At 63.9% G+C, this 19,401-nt stretch carries 13 protein-coding genes; 7 read left to right on the plus strand and 6 right to left on the minus strand.

The window, feature by feature from the left end; translation table 11 throughout:
• Positions 1-17: 17 nt before the first annotated feature.
• Positions 18-1,928: a S9 family peptidase gene (locus MSIL_RS09615; protein WP_012590901.1), complete on the minus strand. Its 1,911-nt coding sequence runs from the start codon at positions 1,926-1,928 to the stop codon at positions 18-20.
• Between the two features lie 372 nt (positions 1,929-2,300).
• Here MSIL_RS09615 and MSIL_RS09620 point away from each other — a divergent pair, with 372 nt between their 5' ends.
• From MSIL_RS09620 to MSIL_RS09640, 5 genes are all read left to right on the plus strand, one after another.
• The gene (locus tag MSIL_RS09620) at positions 2,301-3,464 is read left to right on the plus strand and encodes a response regulator (protein ID WP_041367837.1); all 1,164 of its coding nucleotides are present in this window, start codon (positions 2,301-2,303) and stop codon (positions 3,462-3,464) included.
• A 12-nt stretch (positions 3,465-3,476) separates the two neighbouring features.
• A complete protein-coding gene (locus tag MSIL_RS09625) occupies positions 3,477-4,424 on the plus strand; it encodes a hypothetical protein (protein WP_012590903.1) in 948 nt (315 codons plus the stop codon).
• Between the two features lie 366 nt (positions 4,425-4,790).
• Positions 4,791-5,321 carry a hypothetical protein gene (locus MSIL_RS09630; RefSeq protein WP_012590904.1) on the plus strand — a complete coding sequence of 177 codons (531 nt, stop codon included), beginning with the start codon at positions 4,791-4,793 and terminating at the stop codon, positions 5,319-5,321.
• Between the two features lie 134 nt (positions 5,322-5,455).
• The gene (locus MSIL_RS09635) at positions 5,456-5,977 is read left to right on the plus strand and encodes a hypothetical protein (protein ID WP_012590905.1); all 522 of its coding nucleotides are present in this window, start codon (positions 5,456-5,458) and stop codon (positions 5,975-5,977) included.
• A gap of 138 nt (positions 5,978-6,115) precedes the next feature.
• The gene (locus MSIL_RS09640) at positions 6,116-7,483 is read left to right on the plus strand and encodes an O-linked N-acetylglucosamine transferase, SPINDLY family protein (RefSeq protein ID WP_244406247.1); all 1,368 of its coding nucleotides are present in this window, start codon (positions 6,116-6,118) and stop codon (positions 7,481-7,483) included.
• 5 nt (positions 7,484-7,488) lie between these two features.
• On the opposite strand, the gene MSIL_RS09645 is transcribed toward MSIL_RS09640, so the two are convergent.
• From MSIL_RS09645 to MSIL_RS20165, 3 genes are all read right to left on the minus strand, one after another.
• Positions 7,489-10,584 carry an efflux RND transporter permease subunit gene (locus MSIL_RS09645; protein WP_012590907.1) on the minus strand — a complete coding sequence of 1,032 codons (3,096 nt, stop codon included), beginning with the start codon at positions 10,582-10,584 and terminating at the stop codon, positions 7,489-7,491.
• Positions 10,584-11,657, minus strand: coding sequence for an efflux RND transporter periplasmic adaptor subunit (locus MSIL_RS09650; protein WP_083772203.1), 1,074 nt, complete (start codon positions 11,655-11,657; stop codon positions 10,584-10,586). The genes MSIL_RS09645 and MSIL_RS09650 overlap by 1 nt, the downstream gene beginning before the upstream one ends.
• A gap of 122 nt (positions 11,658-11,779) precedes the next feature.
• Positions 11,780-13,351: an SUMF1/EgtB/PvdO family nonheme iron enzyme gene (locus MSIL_RS20165; RefSeq protein ID WP_012590909.1), complete on the minus strand. Its 1,572-nt coding sequence runs from the start codon at positions 13,349-13,351 to the stop codon at positions 11,780-11,782.
• A 466-nt stretch (positions 13,352-13,817) separates the two neighbouring features.
• Between MSIL_RS20165 and MSIL_RS09665 the strand changes: the two genes are divergently transcribed.
• The gene (locus MSIL_RS09665; protein ID WP_012590910.1) at positions 13,818-15,458 is read left to right on the plus strand and encodes a B12-binding domain-containing radical SAM protein; all 1,641 of its coding nucleotides are present in this window, start codon (positions 13,818-13,820) and stop codon (positions 15,456-15,458) included.
• A 255-nt stretch (positions 15,459-15,713) separates the two neighbouring features.
• The gene (locus tag MSIL_RS09675) at positions 15,714-18,056 is read left to right on the plus strand and encodes an autotransporter domain-containing protein (protein ID WP_012590911.1); all 2,343 of its coding nucleotides are present in this window, start codon (positions 15,714-15,716) and stop codon (positions 18,054-18,056) included.
• 73 nt (positions 18,057-18,129) lie between these two features.
• On the opposite strand, the gene MSIL_RS09680 is transcribed toward MSIL_RS09675, so the two are convergent.
• Entirely contained in the window at positions 18,130-18,597 is a 468-nt protein-coding gene (locus MSIL_RS09680; RefSeq protein ID WP_012590912.1) for a cupin domain-containing protein, read from the minus strand.
• Complete coding sequence (gloB, locus tag MSIL_RS09685) at positions 18,594-19,364, minus strand: hydroxyacylglutathione hydrolase (RefSeq protein WP_012590913.1); 771 nt, start codon at positions 19,362-19,364, stop codon at positions 18,594-18,596. Before gloB ends, MSIL_RS09680 begins: the two co-directional genes overlap by 4 nt.
• Between the last annotated feature and the right edge of the window lie 37 nt (positions 19,365-19,401).

The following is a 19,401-nucleotide window of genomic DNA, read 5'->3' on the forward strand; positions in this document are numbered from 1 at the left end:
CCCGGTCGCTCGGCCAGTCACTGCGGTAGGGAAAGCTGCTCCGCGCCCTCCCTGATTTCGAGAGAGCTTTTCTTCAACTCATCTGCATGGATGGGTTCAGCGAGTCCACCCAGGTGGCGCGCAAGGAAGTTCTCTACAATCGCAAAGAGCGCAATATTGTTCTCGGGCCGCACGCAACCATGGCCTTCGTCTGGAAAAAGCAGATAGGGGACCGGGATGTTTCTTTCTTTCAGCGCTTCGACCATCTGGTCTGCTTCCGCCTGCTTCACTCTGGGGTCATTCGCGCCATGTGCGATCAAAAGCGGTTTGGCGATCTTGTCTGCATTGAAGAGCGGAGAACGCTCGCGCAGAAGCCGCAAGCCTTCTTCCGTTTCGGGATCGCCCACCGCTTTCGTCAGCGGCGCGCGAAAAGATTCCCAATATGGAGGAATGGTTCGGACGAGCGTTTCGAGATTTGACGGTCCGACGATATCGACCCCACAGGCATAGGTATCGGGGTTACGGGTGAGGCCGACGAGCGTCGCATAACCGCCGTAGCTTCCCCCCATAATGGCGATCCGTTGGGGATCGGCGATCCGTCGTTCGATCGCCCAGGCGACGGCGTCGAGAAGGTCGTCGTCCATGCGCCGGCCCCATTCACCGTCGCCGGCGTTGATGAATGCCTTGCCGAACCCGGCTGAACCGCGAAAATTAACGCTCAACACGGCATAACCGCGATTGGCGAGCCATTGATGGAGGCTGTGGTAGCCGAAACTGTCGCGCGCCCATGGGCCGCCATGGACGAGAAGGACGGCAGCTCCTGGCGCGGCGGCGGAGACGTCTCCCGGAAGCGTGAGATAGGTGACGAGATCGAGTCCGTCGCGCGATTTGATGATGAGCGGCCGCATCGGCAGCAGTGGCGCATCGTCGAGTTCCGGGTAGACACGATGGAGTTCGCGAAGCGATCTCGTTCCGCGGTCAAAAAGATATTCGATGAAGGGCTGCGTATCCGAATAAGCGCCAATGACCCAAAGACGATCATCCAGCGTCCGGCTTAAAAGAAACCAGTCGCCGATATCCTGCGCCGCCAGAAAATCGAGATCGGCCTGAAGTTTTGCCTCAAGCGCGAAATATTGGAGGCGCTCGTGAACGACGCTATATGCGATCGGCTCCCTCGTTTCCAGATCGCACAGAACCCCGAAGATGTCGGCCTTGTCGCTTTCGGCAAGCAACGCCGTTTCGCCCGTGGCGAGATCAACTCTCGTCAGACCCGCCTTGTCGCGGCCACGACTGTCGCGAAGAAAAAGCATTCTCGCGTGCGTGTCCAAATGAAGAGGGTGAGACACCCGCGCGTCTTCCGTCGCAAAAGTGATCCACGGCGTCCAGACGCCGTCGACGCGGCGCAGAACCTCTCTTTCGCCACTTGGCAGGTCCCTGATTGCGAGATGGACGTTGTAATGATGGTCCGTCACGAATGCAGCGACGCCGAAGTTCTCTTGGATCAAGGCAATATCGCCGCTCGCAAGTTCGACAGTGTAGAGATCGTGAAATTTCGGGTCGCGGCGATTGATCCTGACGAGGATGCGGTCGCGGATCGTTCGGCTGACGCGATCGATCCACGCCGTTACGCCGTCGAATGGCGTGAGGTCGCGAATGGCGCGCGTTTCCGTGTCGACGGCGTAGATGTGGAAATTCTCATCGCCCTCCTTATCTTGCATATAGACAAGGTGATGGCCGTCGTTAGCCCATTCAAAAGTCCGTATGCCGCGATTCGTGTCTTTGGTGACGGGTTCGGCGCGATCGATCGCATCAATCGGCGCGATCCAGACATTGAGAACTCCGTCGAGGGGCGCCAGCCAGGCGAGGAAGAGTCCGTCGGGACTGATCTTGCCGGAAAATTTATAAGGATTGCCGAACAAATGGGATCGTGGAATCAAGCCATGCGACATTTCCAAGACACCTTAAGAAAAGAATTTACACGGCGCAAATGGTAAAGACAACTTACTGGTCAAGACACAGTTCCAAACTGATTTTTATCGTAACATCTGAAAATATTCATTCTAAATATTATTCAAAATAAAAAAAATAAAACTATATTATGCCGCGTAACCATTGCGTTGCTTCCCCTGAACGCCTCTCACTTTGCCATTGTCAGAACCGAAATGGACCACTCTCGCCCCGGTTTCCCAGCATGAGGGCTGAGAGCGCGCCTCAACTCGAGAAGCGCCAATGCGCACATTGCCGCGTGACGAAGCGGGAGAACATGAGCATGATTGCTCTTGCGTGAGAAACCCCGCGCCATCTCACAAAGGCCCGCGCCCTTGCATAATCCGCCGCGCATCCTCGCCGTCGACGACGTCGCCGAAAATCTCGAGATCGTCGTCGTGCGCCTCGAAGCCCATGGCTATGAAATCATCACAGCCTCCGATGGGGAGGAAGGGCTCGCCAAGGCGCGCGCGATCAAACCCGATCTGATCCTGCTCGACATCATGATGCCGAAGCTCGACGGCATTTCGGTGCTGAAGGAATTGAAGCGCGACGAAAATCTCGGCTTCATTCCGGTCATCCTTTTGACCGCCAAGGCCGACCGCACCGACCTCGTCGCCGGTCTCGACGCGGGGGCGGACGATTATCTGACAAAGCCCTTCGACCAGAGCGCGCTCGTCGCGCGGGTCCGCTCCATGCTGCGGATCAAGGCTCTGCATGATCTCGTCCAGGATCAGGCCAGGACGCTCGCCGAGCAGACGAAAGAGCTCGCCGCCTTCAATGCGACGCTCGAAGCGCGCGTCGACGCGCAGGTCGGCGAGATCGAGCGCATGAGCCGCCTCAAGCGGTTCCTTTCGCCGCAGATCGCCGATGTCGTCGCCGCGAGCGACGAAGCGCAGGGCTTGCTCGAAAGCCACCGGCGCGAAGTCAGCGTGCTGTTTTGCGACCTGCGCGGCTTCACCGCCTTTACCGAGACGGCGGAGCCCGAAGAAGTGATGCGCGTCCTCAACGACTACCACGAGACCTTGGGCGCCCTCATCGACCGCTATGAGGCGACGCTTGAGCGCTTCGCCGGCGACGGCATGCTGATCCTGTTCAACGATCCGCTGCCCTGCCCGAGGCACACCGAGCGCGCCGTGCGCATGGCGCTCGACATGATGGCGGCGATCAAGGCGCGCGCCGCTATGTGGCGCAAGCTCGGCCACGAGCTCGGCTTCGGCATTGGCCTCGCCTGCGGCTACGCCACGCTCGGCCGGATCGGATTTGAGCGCCGTTTCGACTATTCAGCCGTCGGCAGTGTGACAAATCTCGCATCGCGACTTTGCGATGAGGCCAAATCTGGACAGATCATCATCGCCGCGCGCGCCTTCCATACGCTCGACGATGGCCTGTTTGAATCGCGCCCGCTCGAGCCGCTGACGCTGAAGGGGTTTCGGCGGCCGATCGAGGCTTTCGAGATTTTGGGAGCCGCGACGGCGGAGCAAAGCGCAAGCGCCTGAAGGAAGATCTCCATGTTCTGGCCGCATTGGAAATATGAGGAATATTGCGAGGATAATTCCACGGCGGATGAAACGGCGGATATCGTCGATCCGCCCGAAGAGCCGGTCGACCCTCATTTCGCCAATGTCGTCGCGAGTTTCTTTCCGATGTCGGATTGGATGGCCTGGTACGACCTGACCCTCGATCCGCATGCGTTCAAGATCTACCTTCACCGCTTCACGGTCGAACGCAAGGACTACCTCAAAAGACTACGCGCGCAATTCCCGCCGCTTGCCGGAAGCTTCGCCGGCAAAGCGCTCCTCGCCGAAATCGGGCGGGCCGGGGCCCGCACCGCGCGCTTCGTTCCGAACTGGAACTGGGGCGACCCGCTCAACGCCGACACGCGGCCGCGCGGCAACGTCAATGCGGACGACGACTTCGTGAACTCGACTGCGCGCGGAAAGCATGTGCGGGTGAAGGGGCGCCGGCGCAGAACCACGGGACGCGGAACCGACTCGCTCATCCGCTACACGCCGCAGATGTGGGGGCCGGGCGGCGGCTCAAAATCCAAGGCCGACGGCGACGCGCCGGATGTGATCATTTTCCACGAGCTCGTGCATGCCGCGCGGCAGATGCATGGCCTGCAGGAATTCAAGGACGTCAATAAAGGCTATGGCTTCGTCGAGGAATATCTCGCGACCGTGTTGACCAACATCTATATGTCCGAACGCAAATTGAAGGGACTTCTCGGCGAGCACGGCGACAAGCTGCTCGATCATCCTGAAAAATTTCTCGACAATTACCAGCACATCGACATGAGCCCGCGCGAGCTGATGGCGAAATTCAAGACGGCTCAGCCGGATTTCTACCGCGCGCTTTCTGTTATTCCCGCGGCCAGGGCGCCCTTCAACCCCGTGCAACAATATGAGACGGAGCAAAGGGCGGGGCAGGCTCTGGCGGCGACCATGTTCGGCGGCTGAGTGGTTCTAACGCCGCTGGCACGATTGGTGAAATAGCTGGCTGCGGGCGGCGGATCGAAAGGCGCGCGCGCGGCCCATCGCCAGGGACGAACACAATTTCTCGCATGAAACCCGCGCGATAACAACGAGCTAGATTCGTCCCCCCACAAATCGGGCGGGATGGCGTTTTTTTCTCGAATGAAGCCTTTCCGCCCTGCTTTGTCGGAAAAGCGCCATTTCCGCCATCGGCCAAAATTTTCGCGACGATGTCTGCGTCAAGGAGCTTTTGGCTCATCGCAGGCGACGCGCCCGCGCGCCTCCCGCGCACGGCGCCAACGGCCGTTATGTTTTTGAACACTTCAAGAATGAGCGGAAGCATGAGATTTTATGATGACCTCCATCGAATCAACACCCTTCAAGCGCCTCGATGCGGAAGGGCGTCTTTTGAAGCCCGCGCATAAGGCGGAGACCCGTCGTCCAGGCCGGTTCGGCTTTCGCGGCGAAATCGCGCTGACCATCGACCCCCCTGTCACGCTCGAAGCCGCCTTCGCCACGGCGGAAGACGGCGACGCGGGGCTGTCCTTTCTCGCCGGCTCGCTGTCGTCCTATAAGCAATTGCCAGCCCTCGTCGAAGCGCTCGGCGCCGAGGTGAAAGCCGACGGCAAATATTTCATTTATGTGTCGGATCTCGACCGCGCATCGCGCTATCAGATCAACATGGGCGGCGTGCCGCTTTACGTGCTGCCGATCGACGACACCTCGGTCTACAACGAGCTGATCGATTTTCTTTATCTCGACAAGACGAAGATGAAGAAATTCGACACAGCGGAAAAGCTCGACGTGATCGCCGATGGCGCCGCCAAATACGATCAGGCCTATGAGGCGATCAGCTATGAGGAAGGGCTGAAGCGGCTCTGAGCGGCGCAGACGCCTGGACGCGTGCGGACGGCGAAGTCCGGCGCGCTCCGCGCCCCCATTTCTTTCAGCCGGGGGATGACATCGAGGCCGCGCATATCCATTTGATTTGCAGCGGTTTCATCCGGAGACGTCATATGCTGCGCGGGTTTGGTCTTCTCGGTCTTGCAATCGTCGCGATTGCGACGCTCGCGGCTCTCCCGGCCGAGGCGGCGTCATCGACGCCTCACAAGAAAGTCATATCGGCGCAGCGCCACGGCGTCGCGGAGGGGCGAAGCGTCGCACGCGCCGGAGCCCCGGGCGGCCGGCTCGCCTATGCGCCGCGCGGACTGCGCGGGCATGGAACAGGCTATACGGAGCTCGTCGGCGATCCGGGCAGCGGACTTGGCTTTTACGCGCTGCCGATCGGGGTGCGGGTCGGCGCCTGGCGCTATCATGTGCGCAATGAGCGTCCGCCGTGGCTGAACCCCGTCCGCTTCGCCATCGCCGCGGACGCCGCGCGCTACAATTACTGGCTGCCGGTCGCCAATAACGGCTACCGTTACGGCGTGTTCAACCCCAACGACGGCGTCGGCACGCCCTTCTTCGCCGGCTATTATGGCCCCGCCGGCGGCTATGACGCGGAGCCAACCCTGTTCGGGCGTCCCTACGGGAAGTGAAGTTTCCGTCGGTGGCTTGGGAATTGCGTGCGTGACGCCGGTATAGTCCGATCAAATTTTGAGGCGGCCGGCGATGCGCTATCGAAGAGGACCGTCCCGATCCCCGGCTCGCCCGACGCCCGCGAAATCGCGCCGCCGATGAAATCCCTGCCCCGCAGCCTCGCCATGTGCGAATGGGCCGAATTGTCCGACGCCGCCCCGCGCATGCGCGCCGCGCTGGCGGCCGGCGACGCGGATCGAATGTCGCCTTTCCTGTTCCTGTCGATTCCGGGCGTCAACGCGCAGGAGCATCGCCGCCTGTCGGAAGACTGGATCCGCGCGCGCAGGGCGACGAGCATGGATGGCCGCGTCGCATTCGCCTTCGACTTGGGCTCGCGCGAAAAGATCCGCATCGGCTATCTCTCCAATGATTTCCACGATCATGCGACCTCCCTGCTGCTGATCGAAACATTCGAGGCGCATGACCGCGCGCGCTTCGAGGCGCACGCCTTTTGCTTCGGCGCCGACGACGGATCGGCGATGCGCGTCCGGCTTCGCGGCGCGTTCCATGCGTTTCACGATGTCGCAGCGTTGAGCGACGCTGAAGCGGCGCAGGCCATTCATGACGCGGGCATCGATATTCTGATCGATCTCAAAGGCTACACCAAGGGCGCCCGCAGCGGCATTCTGTTGCTGCATCCGGCGCCGGTACAGGTCAATTATCTCGGCTATGCCGGAACGCTCGGCGGCGATCTTTGCGATTATCTCATTACCGACGCGCATATGACGCCGGGGAGCGCCGCCGCCGATTATTCCGAATCCTTCGCCTATATGCCGCATTCCTACCAGCCGCGCGGCCGCAAAGGCGCGATCGGCGATAAACCGACACGGGCGCAGGCTGGACTTCCAGAGCAGGGCTTTGTGTTCTGCTGCTTTAACCAGGCCTATAAGATCACGCCGGCGGTGTTCGATCTCTGGCGCCGCCTGCTCGACGAATTTCCCGGCAGCGTGCTTTGGCTGCTTCGCGCCGAACAGGCCGAAGGCAATTTGCGCGGCGAAGCGTTGCGGCGCGGCGTCTCGCCCGACCGGCTTATCTTCGCGCCCGATATGAATCAGGTCGATCATCTCGGCCGGCTACAGCTCGCCGATCTCGTCCTCGACACCTCGCCCTATGGCGCGCATACGACGGCAAGCGATGCGCTGTGGGCCGGCGTGCCGATTGTCACCTTCGCCGGAGAGACCTTTCCGTCGCGCGTCGCGGGCAGCCTGTTGCATGCCGTCGGCATGCCCGAACTGATCGCCGCCGACGCGGAGGAATATCTCGCCATCGCCTCGGTTCTGGCGAGCGAGCCGGACCGGCTCGCGGCTCTGAAGACAAGGCTGCAGCAGGCCCGCCTGACGGCGCCGCTGTTCGACGTTGGCGCCTACACGCGGGCGCTCGAAGCGCTTTTTGAGACGATGTGGAGCCGGCGCCGCGGCGGCCTGCCGGCCGCCGCGATCTGGGCCGGCGGCGGAGACGGCGAGTAATCTATCTACTCCGCCGGGCCGGCATCTTTTTTCGCCGGCGCAGTGCCCGCGCGCTCCGTCACAAAGCGCCGCCACAACCCGCCGATCGCGCGTCCGACATCGTCCATCATCGCGAAGAAGGCCGGCACGAAAAGAAGCGACAACACGGTCGAGACAATCAACCCGCCGATCACCGCGATCGCCATCGGCGCGCGGAACTCGCCGCCGGCGCCGATCGCCAGCGCGCTCGGAACCATGCCGGCGACCATCGCGATCGTCGTCATTACGATCGGCCGCGCGCGCTTCTTGCCTGCTTCGACAATCGCCTGCGTCCGCTCCATCCCGGAACGCATCGCCTCGATCGAAAAATCGACCAGCATGATCGCATTTTTGGTGACGATGCCCATCAGCATCAAAATGCCGATGATCACCGGCATCGAGACCGGGCGGGAGGTGATGAGCAGGGCAAAAATCGCGCCGCCGATGGAGAGCGGCAGCGAGAACAGGATTGTAACCGGCTGCAGGAAACTCGCAAACAACACCACAAGCACGGCATAGACCATGATGAGCCCGTTGCGCATCGCCTCGGCAAAACCGGCGAAAAGTTCGGCCATGGCCTCCGCGTCGCCGGATTTGCCGACCCTGATGCCCGGCGGCGGGTTTTTCATGAGCGGCAGATCGTAGATTGCGGCCTCGGCCTCGGACAGAGTGGAGCCGGGGGCGAGCGCGGCCTGGATCTGCGCCTCGCGTTCGCGGTCAAAGCGGCTGATCGAGGCTTCGCCCTGCCCTAGCTCGATCTGCGCGATCGAGGACAGCGGCACGACGGGGCCCGCCCCTGTTGGGACGCCGATGCTTTCCAGCACCTGCTTGTCGGAGCGCGCCGCGCCGTCGAGTTTTGCGCGAATCGGGATCTGGCGCCCGTCGGCGTTGAATTTGGCGAGCGCCGGCCCGACGTCGCCGATGGTCGCGACGCGCAAGGTTTCGGAGAGCCCTTCGGTCGAGACGCCGAGCCGCGCGGCCAGATCGCGGTCCGGCCGCACCAGCAGTTCCGGCCGCTCCAGCGAGGTCGAGGCGATCACATTGGCCAGCGCCGGAATGCGGTTCATCTGCGCCGCGAGTTCGGCGGCGAAGGTCGCGACGGTGACGGAATCCGGCCCCGTGACGACATAGGACACGGGACGCTGGCCGTAGTCATCGACGAACCAGCTGCGGATATCGGGCAGCGCGTTGAGGTCGCGCGAGATCTCCGCCTCGAGCTGCTGCACGGTTTTGGCGCGTTCGCCGCGCGGCGTGTAATTGACGACGATCGAGGCCTTGCGCACATCCGAGGTCGAAGGCGGAATATGGCCGCCATCGATGAAGACATGGGTCACCTCGGAACGCTGGCGCAGCAGGCGCGACACGTCATCCGCCATCCCCTGCGTCTGCGACAGCGTCGAGCCGGCGGGAAGCTCGATCGCAAGATGCGACCGTCCGGCGTCCTGCGTCGGCTGGAAATCGGTGCCGATCAGCTTGGTCGACAGGATCGAGAGGGCGAACAGCACCAATCCGATCACGACCGTGCTGTAGCGCCGCTCGACGGACCAGGCGACGATTTTCGCGTAGCGCTGCGTGAGCTTGCCCTCCTTCTCTTCCTGATGACCTTCAGCTTTCAGGAAATAGGCGGCCAGCATCGGCGTGATGAGGCGGGCGGCGAGCAGCGAGAACAGGACCTCGGCCGAGACGGTGAGGCCGAATTGCTTGAAATATTGCCCGGCGATATTGTTCATGAAGGAGACCGGCGCGAACACCGCGACGATGGTGAGGCTGATCGCGATCACCGCGAGGCCGATCTCGTCGGCGGCGTCGATCGCCGCCTGAAACGCCGATTTCCCCATACGGATATGACGCACGATATTTTCGATCTCGACGATGGCGTCGTCGACGAGGATGCCGGTCGCCAGCGTGATGGCGAGCAGGCTGACAAGGTTCAGCGAGAAGCCGAGAACGTCCATCACGAAGAAGGCGGGGATGATCGACAGCGGCAAAGCGATCGCCGCAATCACCGTCGCGCGGAGATCGCGCAGGAACAGAAACACCACGATGACGGCGAGGAGCGCGCCCTCGAAGAGGGTGCTCATCGCCGAATGGTAATTGCCGAGCGTATAGGCGACGGAAGTGTCGATCAGCTTCAGATCGATGTCCGTCCTTGCGGCGTGGAGCGCCTCGATCCGCTTTTCGACCTCGGCGGCGACGGTGACGTCGCTCGCGCCTTTCGAGCGCTGGATCGAGAAGGCGACGATCGGCTCGCCGTCGAGCCGGGCGAAGGTGCGCGGCTCGGCGATGGTGTCGGTGACGACGCCAAGCTCGTCGAGCCGCACCGCCCCACCCTTCGGCAGGGCGAGAACGCTGCCGGCGAGTTCGTCGAGCGTGCGGGCGCCCGCGAGGGTCCGGATCGACTGCGTCTGGCCGCCGAGCTCAGCCTGGCCGCCGGCGAGATCGAGGTTGGTGCCGCGCAGGCGGCGGCTGACGTCGGCGGCGGTGAGGCCGAAGGCGGCAAGCCGCGCCGGGTCGAGCGAGACGAGAATTTCGCGGTCGACGCCGCCAATGCGCTCGACATTGCCGACGCCTCGCACCTCCTGCAGCTTCGGTTTGACGATCTCGTCGACATAATTCGACAATTGCTCCGGCGTCTTGCCGGGCGCGACTGCGGCATAGGCGAGAATGCTGGCGCCGACGACGCCGACCTGCCGGATCAGCGGCTCGTTGATGTTGCGCGGAAGCTGGCCTCTGATGCGCGTCACCGCGTCCTTGACGTCGTTCAGGGCGCGGTCGGTGTCGGCGCCGAGCGCGAGCGTGATCGTCGTCACCGAGACGGCGTCGGTCACCTGACTCAGAATATGGCGCACGCCTTCGACGCCGGAGATGGCGTCCTCGACCGGCTTCGTCACCTGCGTCTCGAGTTCGGCCGGCGAGGCGCCGAACTGGCTGACGACCACGGTGACGATCGGCTGATCGACATTCGGCAAGAGCGTGATCGGAAGATTTTTGAAGCTCGCCATGCCGAGCGCGAGAAGGACGAGGGCAAGGACGATCGCGGGCAGCGGGCGGCGGATCGAATAGGCCGAGACATTGATCGCCATCAGGGACGCTCCGCCGGGTGATCCTGCCCACCGCGATCCTTGTCGCGATCCTGCCCTTGCTCGTCTGGCAGGATCGGCGTGACGACATCGCCATCGCGCAGCGAGCCGCCAGCGTTGAGCACGACGAGATCGCCGGCGCGAAGCCCCGCTTCGATCTCGGCGTCGGCGCCGGAGGCAAGACCGACCCTCACCCGCGCCGTCTCGATGATCTTGCCGCGCACGATCTGCACGCTGGCGCCTTCGTTCGAATAAAACAGCGCCGAACGCGGAATCGACAGGCCGCAGCTATGGCGGGCGTCGATTTTTGCACGAATGAGGCGGCCGGCGCGGAGCGCGGGATCGCGCTCGATCGCGACGCGAACTTCGCCCATTTGCGTCACGGGATCGATCTGCGAGCCGATCCGGCGCACGCGACCGGAAATCTCGCGGCCGTCTTCGATGATAACGCTGACGGTCTGATCCGCCTTGACCTCGCCGATATGAACGCTCGGCACTTGCGCGAGGGCCTCGATCAGCCCGTCGACGGCGAGCGCGAACAGCGGATCGCCTTGAGCCGAGGGGCCAGCGCCGATGCGCGCCCGCGATTTGATGATGGTCCCCGCGGCCGGCGCGCGCAGCACGATCGAGGCCGGCAGCGCCGGGCCCGGCGCAGGCGGCGGCCCCATGCCGGGCGGATAGGGGTTCGGCGCTTCGATCTTTGCGATGCGGGCGAGCGGCTGCCCTTCCGCGACGCTGTCGCCTTCATTGGCGAGCACCTCGGCGACCTGGTAATTTTCAAGGGTCAGGATCACGACGGCGTCGGCGCGCGGGGCCAGAAAGCCGCCGGCGTGGATCGCCTCGGAAAAGCAGCCTGCCGCAGCCTGCGCCACGGCGACAGGCGCCCCCGCTGGCGCGGCGGCCGGAGCCTGCTCGGCGGCGGTTTCTTGAGAAGCGAACGCCGCGACGAGCAGGCCGACGGCGAAGACCGGCGCCGCGGGCGAAAAACGTCCCGCGCGCTCATCGCCGCCGAAACGATGATGGAGCCGGGTCGCGGGCGCGGCGCGCGAAAAACTCATCGGAGAGGCTTTTCTCATGGCGGCTTTTCTGGGCAGCCGCGGCGGCTGGCGGGCGGGATCGATCGGGTCTTCACAGGACGAATCGGCGCATTAAACGGCTTTAGCGGCCTGTCGTCACCTTCGATGATGGACGATCGCGATCAGGGAAGATCGCGCACGACGCGAAAGCCATTCGTATAATAGCGAAGCTCCGCATCGTAGAGAAAGCGGGAGGCCGAACGCACGTAGCGCGCGCCGGCGTCGAATGAGCCGCCGCGCACGACGCGCTGCTTGCACGCCCCCCCGCCCGCGGGGGCCCTGACGGCCGAGCCGTCGCGCGGCGCGCCGGCATAGGAGGCGGTCCAGCAATCGGCCGTCCATTCGGCAATATTGCCGGCGGTGTCGTAAAGGCCGAATGGATTGGCCGGATAGGAGCCGGCGGCGAGCGGGCGCCCCGGGCCGCCGCAGCCGCGGCAATTGGCGTGATCGGTCCCCACCTCATCGCCCCACCAGAAGCGGCTCGTCGTTCCCGCGCGGGCGGCATATTCCCATTCGGCTTCGCTCGGCAGGCGATAGGCGCGGCCGGTCTTATGCGACAGCCAGTCGAGATAGCGGCCTGCGTCGACAAAGCTCACCTCGCTGACGGGGACGCCGCCCCCGCTTGCGCCGCGATCTGGCGGACGCCAGCCGCCGCATCCGCCGCCAGTGACGCAGGCGTCCCATTGCGCGTTGGTGACCTCAAACCGGCCCATCGCGAAAGGCTTTGCGATCGAGACGGAATGGGCCGGCTGCTCCGCCTCGAAATCGTCGGAGCCCATGGTGAATGCGCCTGCGGGAACAATGACGAGGCTCGGACAGGCGGCGCAGTCGCGAAAGACGGCGCCGGGCCGCTTGTCCAAGGGAGGCCCGAACGCCGCGCCATCTGCCTCAAGGCCCGGCGCTTCATCGGCGAAGCCTGCGCCGGCCGCGCTCTGCGCCGAGAGGAAAAAGGGCTCGGTCAGCGTCGATTTCATCACCGGGGCCTGCTGCCCGTTGGTCGCGCGGGAAACGCCAAGGCGCGTGCGATTGAAAACATCGTCGGCGGTGGAGTCGGGCGCGCTCAGCTCCTTGATCAATTCGGCGATGAAAACGGAGCTCTCGCTGTCCTGATCGCCGACGACCTTGCCCGGCTCGGCGGCGGAAAAAAGCAGCGTCTGCGGCGGCGGGTCGATCACGCCGAGCCCCGCCGAAAAGCTGCGGAAGCGCCGCTCGAACGGGTTGCGGCGGGAGGCGTCGAGGATCATCACATTCGGCTTTGCGCCGGCCTTGGCCATCGCCGCGAGAACGCCGTCAACGCCGACGCCTTCCTTGCGAACGTCGGCCTCCGTCCATATTCCGGCGTCAACTGGAATGAGATAGCTCGATCCCTTTGCCTCGACGCCATAGCCCGCGAAGAAAAACAACGCCGGACTGCCTGGCGTGATCCGGGCGATGAAGCCGTCGATCGCGCGCCGCATCGCCGCCCGGTCGAGATCGGACCGGGTCGTCACGGCAAAACCGAGGCGGGACAGTTCGCGCGCCAGATTTTGCGCGCCGGCGACGACTGTCGCAGAGGCCGGTCCCCCGGAATAGGCGGCGTTGGCGATGAGAAGCGCGACGCCCTTGCCGGCGCCCTCCGCCGCCCCCGCCGGGCGGACGCCGGAGGCGAGCGCGGCGACAAGGCTCAGCAATAGCAGCAAAATGGGAAAGCGCATGGAGGCGGGACGACGCGATGATCTTTGCGCCCGAAGGCGCCGGAAGCGGAAGCGGCGGAAATAGCGGCGTTTCGGAAAGGCTAACATGCGCCGCGCGAATGTCCATGCGGCGCCGCGGCGTTGTTGCGCTGCGTCACGCGGCCAAAGCAAAACGGCGGCGCAAATGAGCCGCCGGCAGGCTCGCGGCGAAGCTTTACTTCCGGCCCGCAGACGATAGGCTTTGCGAATCAGTTGACTATCCGCGCAACGAAACGGCGCGGATGAACCGCAGGCGGCGGGTCAGAATTGGAGCCGGATTTGAGGCGCATCCTTCAATTCCGTCCGGCGATCATATCTTCGCCGCCTTCATGGCCGCCACTTCGCCTCGAATGCTTGCGCTGTTTGCGGGCCGGCATGACAGGCGCCCCGGCGGCCCTGCGCGAATTGACAACGAAAGGCTGACAGCCCTTTGACTGAGAGCGCGAGCTTGCCTTCCAATGTCCGGCCGCTTGCGGACTTCGCGCCCGCCGCCGCAGGCGCCGAACGGCGCATCCTGTGCGTCTTTCCGCATTATGTTCCCTCATTCGGCACCTTCGAATACGCCCATTCGCTGACGCCGGGCGTCAAGGCCTTCATGCCGCCGCAGGGGCTGCTCGTGATCGCCGCGGCGCTCCCGCAACATTGGCAAGTCCGCTTCATCGACGAAAATATGAAGCGGGCGAGCGCCGCCGACTTCGCCTGGGCCGACGCCGTGTTCGTCAGCGGCATGCATATTCAGCGCCGCCAAATGGAGGATATTTGCGCGCGGGCCCACGAACAGGGCAAGCCCGTCGCTCTCGGCGGCCCCTCAGTCTCCGCCGCGCCGGAGCAATATCCCGCGTTCGATTATCTCCATGTCGGCGAGCTTGGCGACGCGACCGAAGCGCTGATCGAACTCATCGCGCGCGACGTCTCGCGTCCGCCGCGCCAGATCATCCTCAAGACGAAGGACCGCCGGCCGCTGGCCGAGTTTCCGGCGCCGGCCTATGAGCTCGCCGCGATCGATCGCTATTTCCTCGGCAGCATCCAGTTTTCGAGCGGCTGCCCCTATACCTGCGAATTCTGCGACATCCCCGGTCTTTATGGCCGCGTGCCGCGCCTGAAGACGCCGGCGCAGGTCGTCGGCGAGCTCGACAAGCTGCTCGCCTGCGGCGTCAACGGCTCGATCTATTTCGTCGACGACAATCTCGTCGGCAACCGACGCGCTCTGCTCGACCTTCTGCCGCACCTCGTCGCATGGCAGAACCGCAACGGCTATGCCGTGAGCCTGTCCTGCGAGGCGACCCTCAACATCGCCCGCTCGCCGGACATCCTGAAGCTAATGCGCGAGGCGGCGTTCGACACGATCTTCTGCGGCATCGAGACGCCCGAGCCCGAGGCGCTGCAAGCGATTCAGAAATCGCACAATATGGTCCGGCCGATCCTCGAGTCGGTCAAGGCCATCAACGATCACGGCATGGAGGTCGTGACCGGCATCATCCTCGGCCTCGACACCGACACGGCCGAAAGCGGCGATCGAATTCTCGAATTCCTCGAACAGTCGAACATCCCGCTGGCGACCATCAATCTTTTGCAGGCGCTGCCGAAAACGCCATTGTGGGACCGCCTCGAACGGGATGGACGCCTTCTCGACGACGCCGACCGCGAGTCGAATGTCGATTTCGCGCTGCCTTATGACGAGGTGCTCGCCATGTGGCGCCGCTGCATGGAGAAGGCGTATACGCCGGAGGCGCTTTTCGCCCGCTACGCGCATCAAATGCGCGCGACGCGGCCGAACCGGCTGCCGCGGCCATGGAGCCGCCAGCGCCTGTCGCCGCGCAACATCCGCATGGCCGTGATCATCCTTGCAAAGCTGTTCTGGCATGTTGGCCTGCGCGGCGGCTACAGGCGCGCCTTCTGGACGTTCGCGCTCGGCCGATTGATTCGCGGCAAGATCGAGCCGGTGATCAGCGTCGGCCTGGTCGCGCATCATCTCATCATGTTCGCGCGCGACGCCTGCTCCGGCCGCAGCAATGCGTCTCATTATTCAGCCAAGAACCGCCCGCAGGGCGCCGCGACGCCGCTGCGGCAGGAGATCGCCGCCGAATAGGCGCGCCTGGGCGCCCAGCCTGTGGCGTCAGCGCAACAGGGCCCGAAATAGCGCGGCCGCAAACAGCGGCCGGATCGCGCGCCGCCGCGCGCAAACAGCTGTCAGCCAATTGTTAATACGGGTGTTATTCCCTCCGGGCGTTTTCAGCGCGCGACGAGCCGCGCGGTCGGCCGGAAGATCCTGCGGCGGTCGGCCGATTGCGTTCAACAATGCGTGTAAGCTACTAATTCACAATTGGCGGGTGAGGTCATTTCGATGAGCGATAGCAACTTCAATTTGAAAAGCCTGGCCGCCATTTTACTTGGAGGCGTCGCGCTGCCTCTTCTTCTGCCAGCCTCGCAGGCGCTTGCGGCTTGCGCCTTGACGTCGGCGACGCCGACCCTCGACACCGTCGAATGCATCGGCAACACGACAGTCGGTTCTCTTCCCGTCCCGGCGGTGCCGATCAGCACGCAATTGATTCTCGGCGCCGATGGAAACGCGGCGACCATCAACCTCACCGCGAACCTGCCGATCTTCGTCACCGGCCCGGCGGGAACCTTTTTCGGCCTCGACACCGCCAATACCGGCGCGCCGAGTTCGATCATTGGCGTCGGCACGGCCGTTCAGGTCCTTTCGCTGAACGGCGCTGACATTCGAATCGGCCAGAACTCCGTCGGCGGCGGACTTAACGCGAATATCATCGGGCTCTCCGGAAACGGCATCAGCGCCATCGCCAGCGGCGCTGGCGGCGTCAGCATTACGACGGCGCCTGGAACGCTCGTCTCGGGTCTTCTCGAGGGCATCAACGTCACCGTGGTCGATGGCGACGCCAATATCACTTTCAACGGCGACGTCAGGACCACCACTCCCGCGTCTTTTTACGACATCGCAGTAAGATCCACCGGCGCCGGGAATATCAACATCGGCGGGGCGGGAACCGTTTTGGCCGGCGGCATCACCGCGCTCAGCGCCGGCACGGGCGACATCACGGTTTCGGGCTCCGGAAACACCATCGATCTCATCAACGGCCCCGGCATCAATGCGGTGGCGAACGGCGGCAATATCACGATCAACCGAAGCGGATTCATCGTCGGCGCCCTTGACGGCGTCACCGCGACAACGGTCGGCGCCGGCAACATCACGATCTCGACCGTCGGCGACGTCACCGGCAACGATGGCTTTGGCTTGCGGACGTCCGTGGCCAATGGTCTGGCGACGATCAATGTCGGCGCCGGCAGCACGATCCGGGGTTCGGCCGGCCCGATCAGCCCGACCGGCTTGACCAACATCAACAACGCCGGAACGTTAAGCTTCGTCAATAGCGCCATCGGCGTGACAAATTGGGCGACGACCACTCTCAACGGCCAAGGCGGCGCCCTCGCCATCGACGTTAACTCCGTCGCAGGAACGGCCGACAGGCTGACTGTTTCGCAGCTCACCGGAACGAACTTGATTTCGGTCGCCAATGTCGGCGCCGCCGGGCTGATCTCGACGCCGATCCCGATCTTGACCGCAACAAATCTCGCCGGCGGGGCCACCGTCGCCGCCGCCCAGACTCCGGGCATCATCGACTATACAATTCTACAATCGGGCAACACCTTCAGCCTCGCCTCCACGGTCAACACCAGCGTCGCCTCAGCCACCCCGACCAGCATTGACGCTATGCTGACGGCCCTGAATACGGGCTTCTTCCAGAACGCCAGCGCCTTTCTTTCGGAGCCGCCGGATCCCGGCAAGAACCAGTGGAACGGCGGCCTGTGGATCCGCCTCGCCAACGGCCGCAACGACATCTCCTCGACGACGACCGCCTTCAACGCGACAGGCGCGGCCTCCTCTCCGGCCAAAGTGCGCGCCGACTTCGACGGTTTCCAGACCGGCGTCGACCTCGGCGTCGCTAATGTGGAGGGGACGGGGTGGAACACCCATCTTGGCGTCACCGCGGGCCTCGTCAGCCTGCGCACGAACGATCTGATCCTCAGCAACATCACGAGCCAGGCGAATGTGCCCTTCATCGGCATATACGCCGCCGTCACCGGTCATAATTTCTTCGTCGACGCCCAGCTGCGCGAAGACTTTTACGCCTTGAATCTCACCAATCCGGCGGCCTTCCTCAACAACTCCGGGCTTAGCGGCACGGCCGTCGCGGCCAACGCCTCGGCCGGCTACCGCTTCGATCTTCCGTCGGCCTGGTTCATCGAGCCCTCCGTCGCCTTCATGTATTCGAGCCTGCATATGGACAGCCTGCGCGTCGGGCTTGATCCCAGCGGAACCTCGTTCGGCACGCTTGATTTCAATCCCTTCGAAAGCGCCCTCGGACGCGCCGGCGCCCGCGTCGGCACAACCTATGTGTTCGAGCAGGCCGAACTCGCGCTTCAGCCCTTCGTGACCGGCAGCGTATGGCGCGAATTCGCCGGCGACACCAATACGACGTTTTCGGCCGGCGCGTCGTCCGTGCCGCTGAGCGTCACGCGGATCGGAACCTTCGGTCAGGTCGGCGTCGGCGTGTCCGGACAGGTGCTGAAAACCGGCCTGCTCGGCTTCCTGCGCGGCGACTACCGCTTTGGCGAAAAAATTGAGGGCTACGCCGTGGTCGCCGGCATGCGCTACCAGTTCTGAGCGTTTGCGGCATGAAGGCAAAGAAGCCGCAGGCGTTTCAGACCGGCAGCATGCGCTAAATAATTGGAATCGATCACCCCTCGCCCGCAGCGGGCCGCCATCCCGCCGGCGCGAGTTCGAAGCGGGAAAATTCAAATCCCGGCGCGACGGAACATCCAACCAGCGTCCATCGTCCAAGGCTCGCCGCGCTCTGCCACCACCCCGCTGGCGCGATCAACTGTGGCCGCTCGCCTTTGAGCAGCTCCCTGCCGAGAATATGACGGTCGACCGTTTCGCCGCTTTGCGACAGGCTGAGGGCGAGCGGAGCTCCGGCATAAAAGTGCCAGATCTCCGCGGCGTCGATTCGGTGCCAGTTTGATCTCTCGCCTTCCCGCAGCAAGAAATAGATCAGGGTTGAGGCCGCCCTCCCGGATGCGTCCGTCGCCTGATCGCGAAACGTCTCCTTGTACCAGCCGCCTTCGGGATGGGGCGCGAGCTCAAGCCGCGCGATGATTTCATCGGCGCTCGCGGCCTCGCAGTCGCTCGGCGGCGGCCCGCTCATGCGTGGTTCTTGCGCTCGCGCAGCACCGCAAATACCGCAGCCGGATCGGCGCCCGGCATGCCGACCGCGGCCTGAAGCTCGGGCTCCTCGGCGCGCAAAAACGGATTGGTCGCAAGCTCGATCGAGATCGTCGTCGGCAGGGTGAATTTGCCGGCGGCGCGCAGCGCTGCGACTTCCCCGGCGCGTTCTTTTAAAAGCGTGTTGCCGGGTTCGACCGACAGTGCAAATTTGGCGTTGGCGAGTGTATATTCGTGGCCGCAATAGACCTGCGTCTCGTCCGGCAACGCGGCGAGCTTCGAGAGCGAATGAAACAGCACGTCCGGCGGCTCCTCGAACGCCCGCCCGCAGCCCATCGCAAACAGCGTGTCCCCGACAAAGGCAAGATCTTCCTCTTCGAACCAATAAGCGACATGCCCGCTGGTGTGGCCTGGGACCGCGATCACACGGGCGGCCAGCGAACCGACCATGACGAGATCGCCCTCGCCGACCTTGAGATCGAGACCCCCTATTTTTTCCGCTTCCTTCAGCGGGCCCACCACGCGCGCTTTCGGGAAGGCGGCTTTCAGCGCGCCGACCCCCTGGACATGGTCGGCGTGGTGATGGGTCAGAAGAATATCGGTCAGCTCCCACTCGCGCGCCGCGAGCGCGGCGAGAATGGGCGCGCCGTCGGGGGCGTCGACCGCGCAGGTCGCGCGCGTCTCGGGATCGTGCACCAGCACGCCGAAATTATCGCTAAGGCAGATGAATTGATGGATATGGGGCGCCATTGCCTGCTTTCCTGCGCTGCTGTTCCGCGCGCATTCC

The organism is Methylocella silvestris BL2 (assembly GCF_000021745.1).
Lineage (GTDB): Bacteria > Pseudomonadota > Alphaproteobacteria > Rhizobiales > Beijerinckiaceae > Methylocapsa > Methylocapsa silvestris.

Coding starts and splice junctions, on each gene's coding strand:
- MSIL_RS09615 (WP_012590901.1), bottom strand. CDS start 1,928: ATGTCGCATGGCTTGATTCCACGATCCCATTTGTTCGGCAATCCTTAT.
- MSIL_RS09625 (WP_012590903.1), top strand. CDS start 3,477: ATGTTCTGGCCGCATTGGAAATATGAGGAATATTGCGAGGATAATTCC.
- MSIL_RS09630 (WP_012590904.1), top strand. CDS start 4,791: ATGATGACCTCCATCGAATCAACACCCTTCAAGCGCCTCGATGCGGAA.
- MSIL_RS09635 (WP_012590905.1), top strand. CDS start 5,456: ATGCTGCGCGGGTTTGGTCTTCTCGGTCTTGCAATCGTCGCGATTGCG.
- MSIL_RS09640 (WP_244406247.1), top strand. CDS start 6,116: ATGAAATCCCTGCCCCGCAGCCTCGCCATGTGCGAATGGGCCGAATTG.
- MSIL_RS09645 (WP_012590907.1), bottom strand. CDS start 10,584: ATGGCGATCAATGTCTCGGCCTATTCGATCCGCCGCCCGCTGCCCGCG.
- MSIL_RS09650 (WP_083772203.1), bottom strand. CDS start 11,657: ATGAGAAAAGCCTCTCCGATGAGTTTTTCGCGCGCCGCGCCCGCGACC.
- MSIL_RS20165 (WP_012590909.1), bottom strand. CDS start 13,351: ATGCGCTTTCCCATTTTGCTGCTATTGCTGAGCCTTGTCGCCGCGCTC.
- MSIL_RS09675 (WP_012590911.1), top strand. CDS start 15,714: ATGAGCGATAGCAACTTCAATTTGAAAAGCCTGGCCGCCATTTTACTT.
- MSIL_RS09680 (WP_012590912.1), bottom strand. CDS start 18,597: ATGAGCGGGCCGCCGCCGAGCGACTGCGAGGCCGCGAGCGCCGATGAA.
- gloB (WP_012590913.1), bottom strand. CDS start 19,364: ATGGCGCCCCATATCCATCAATTCATCTGCCTTAGCGATAATTTCGGC.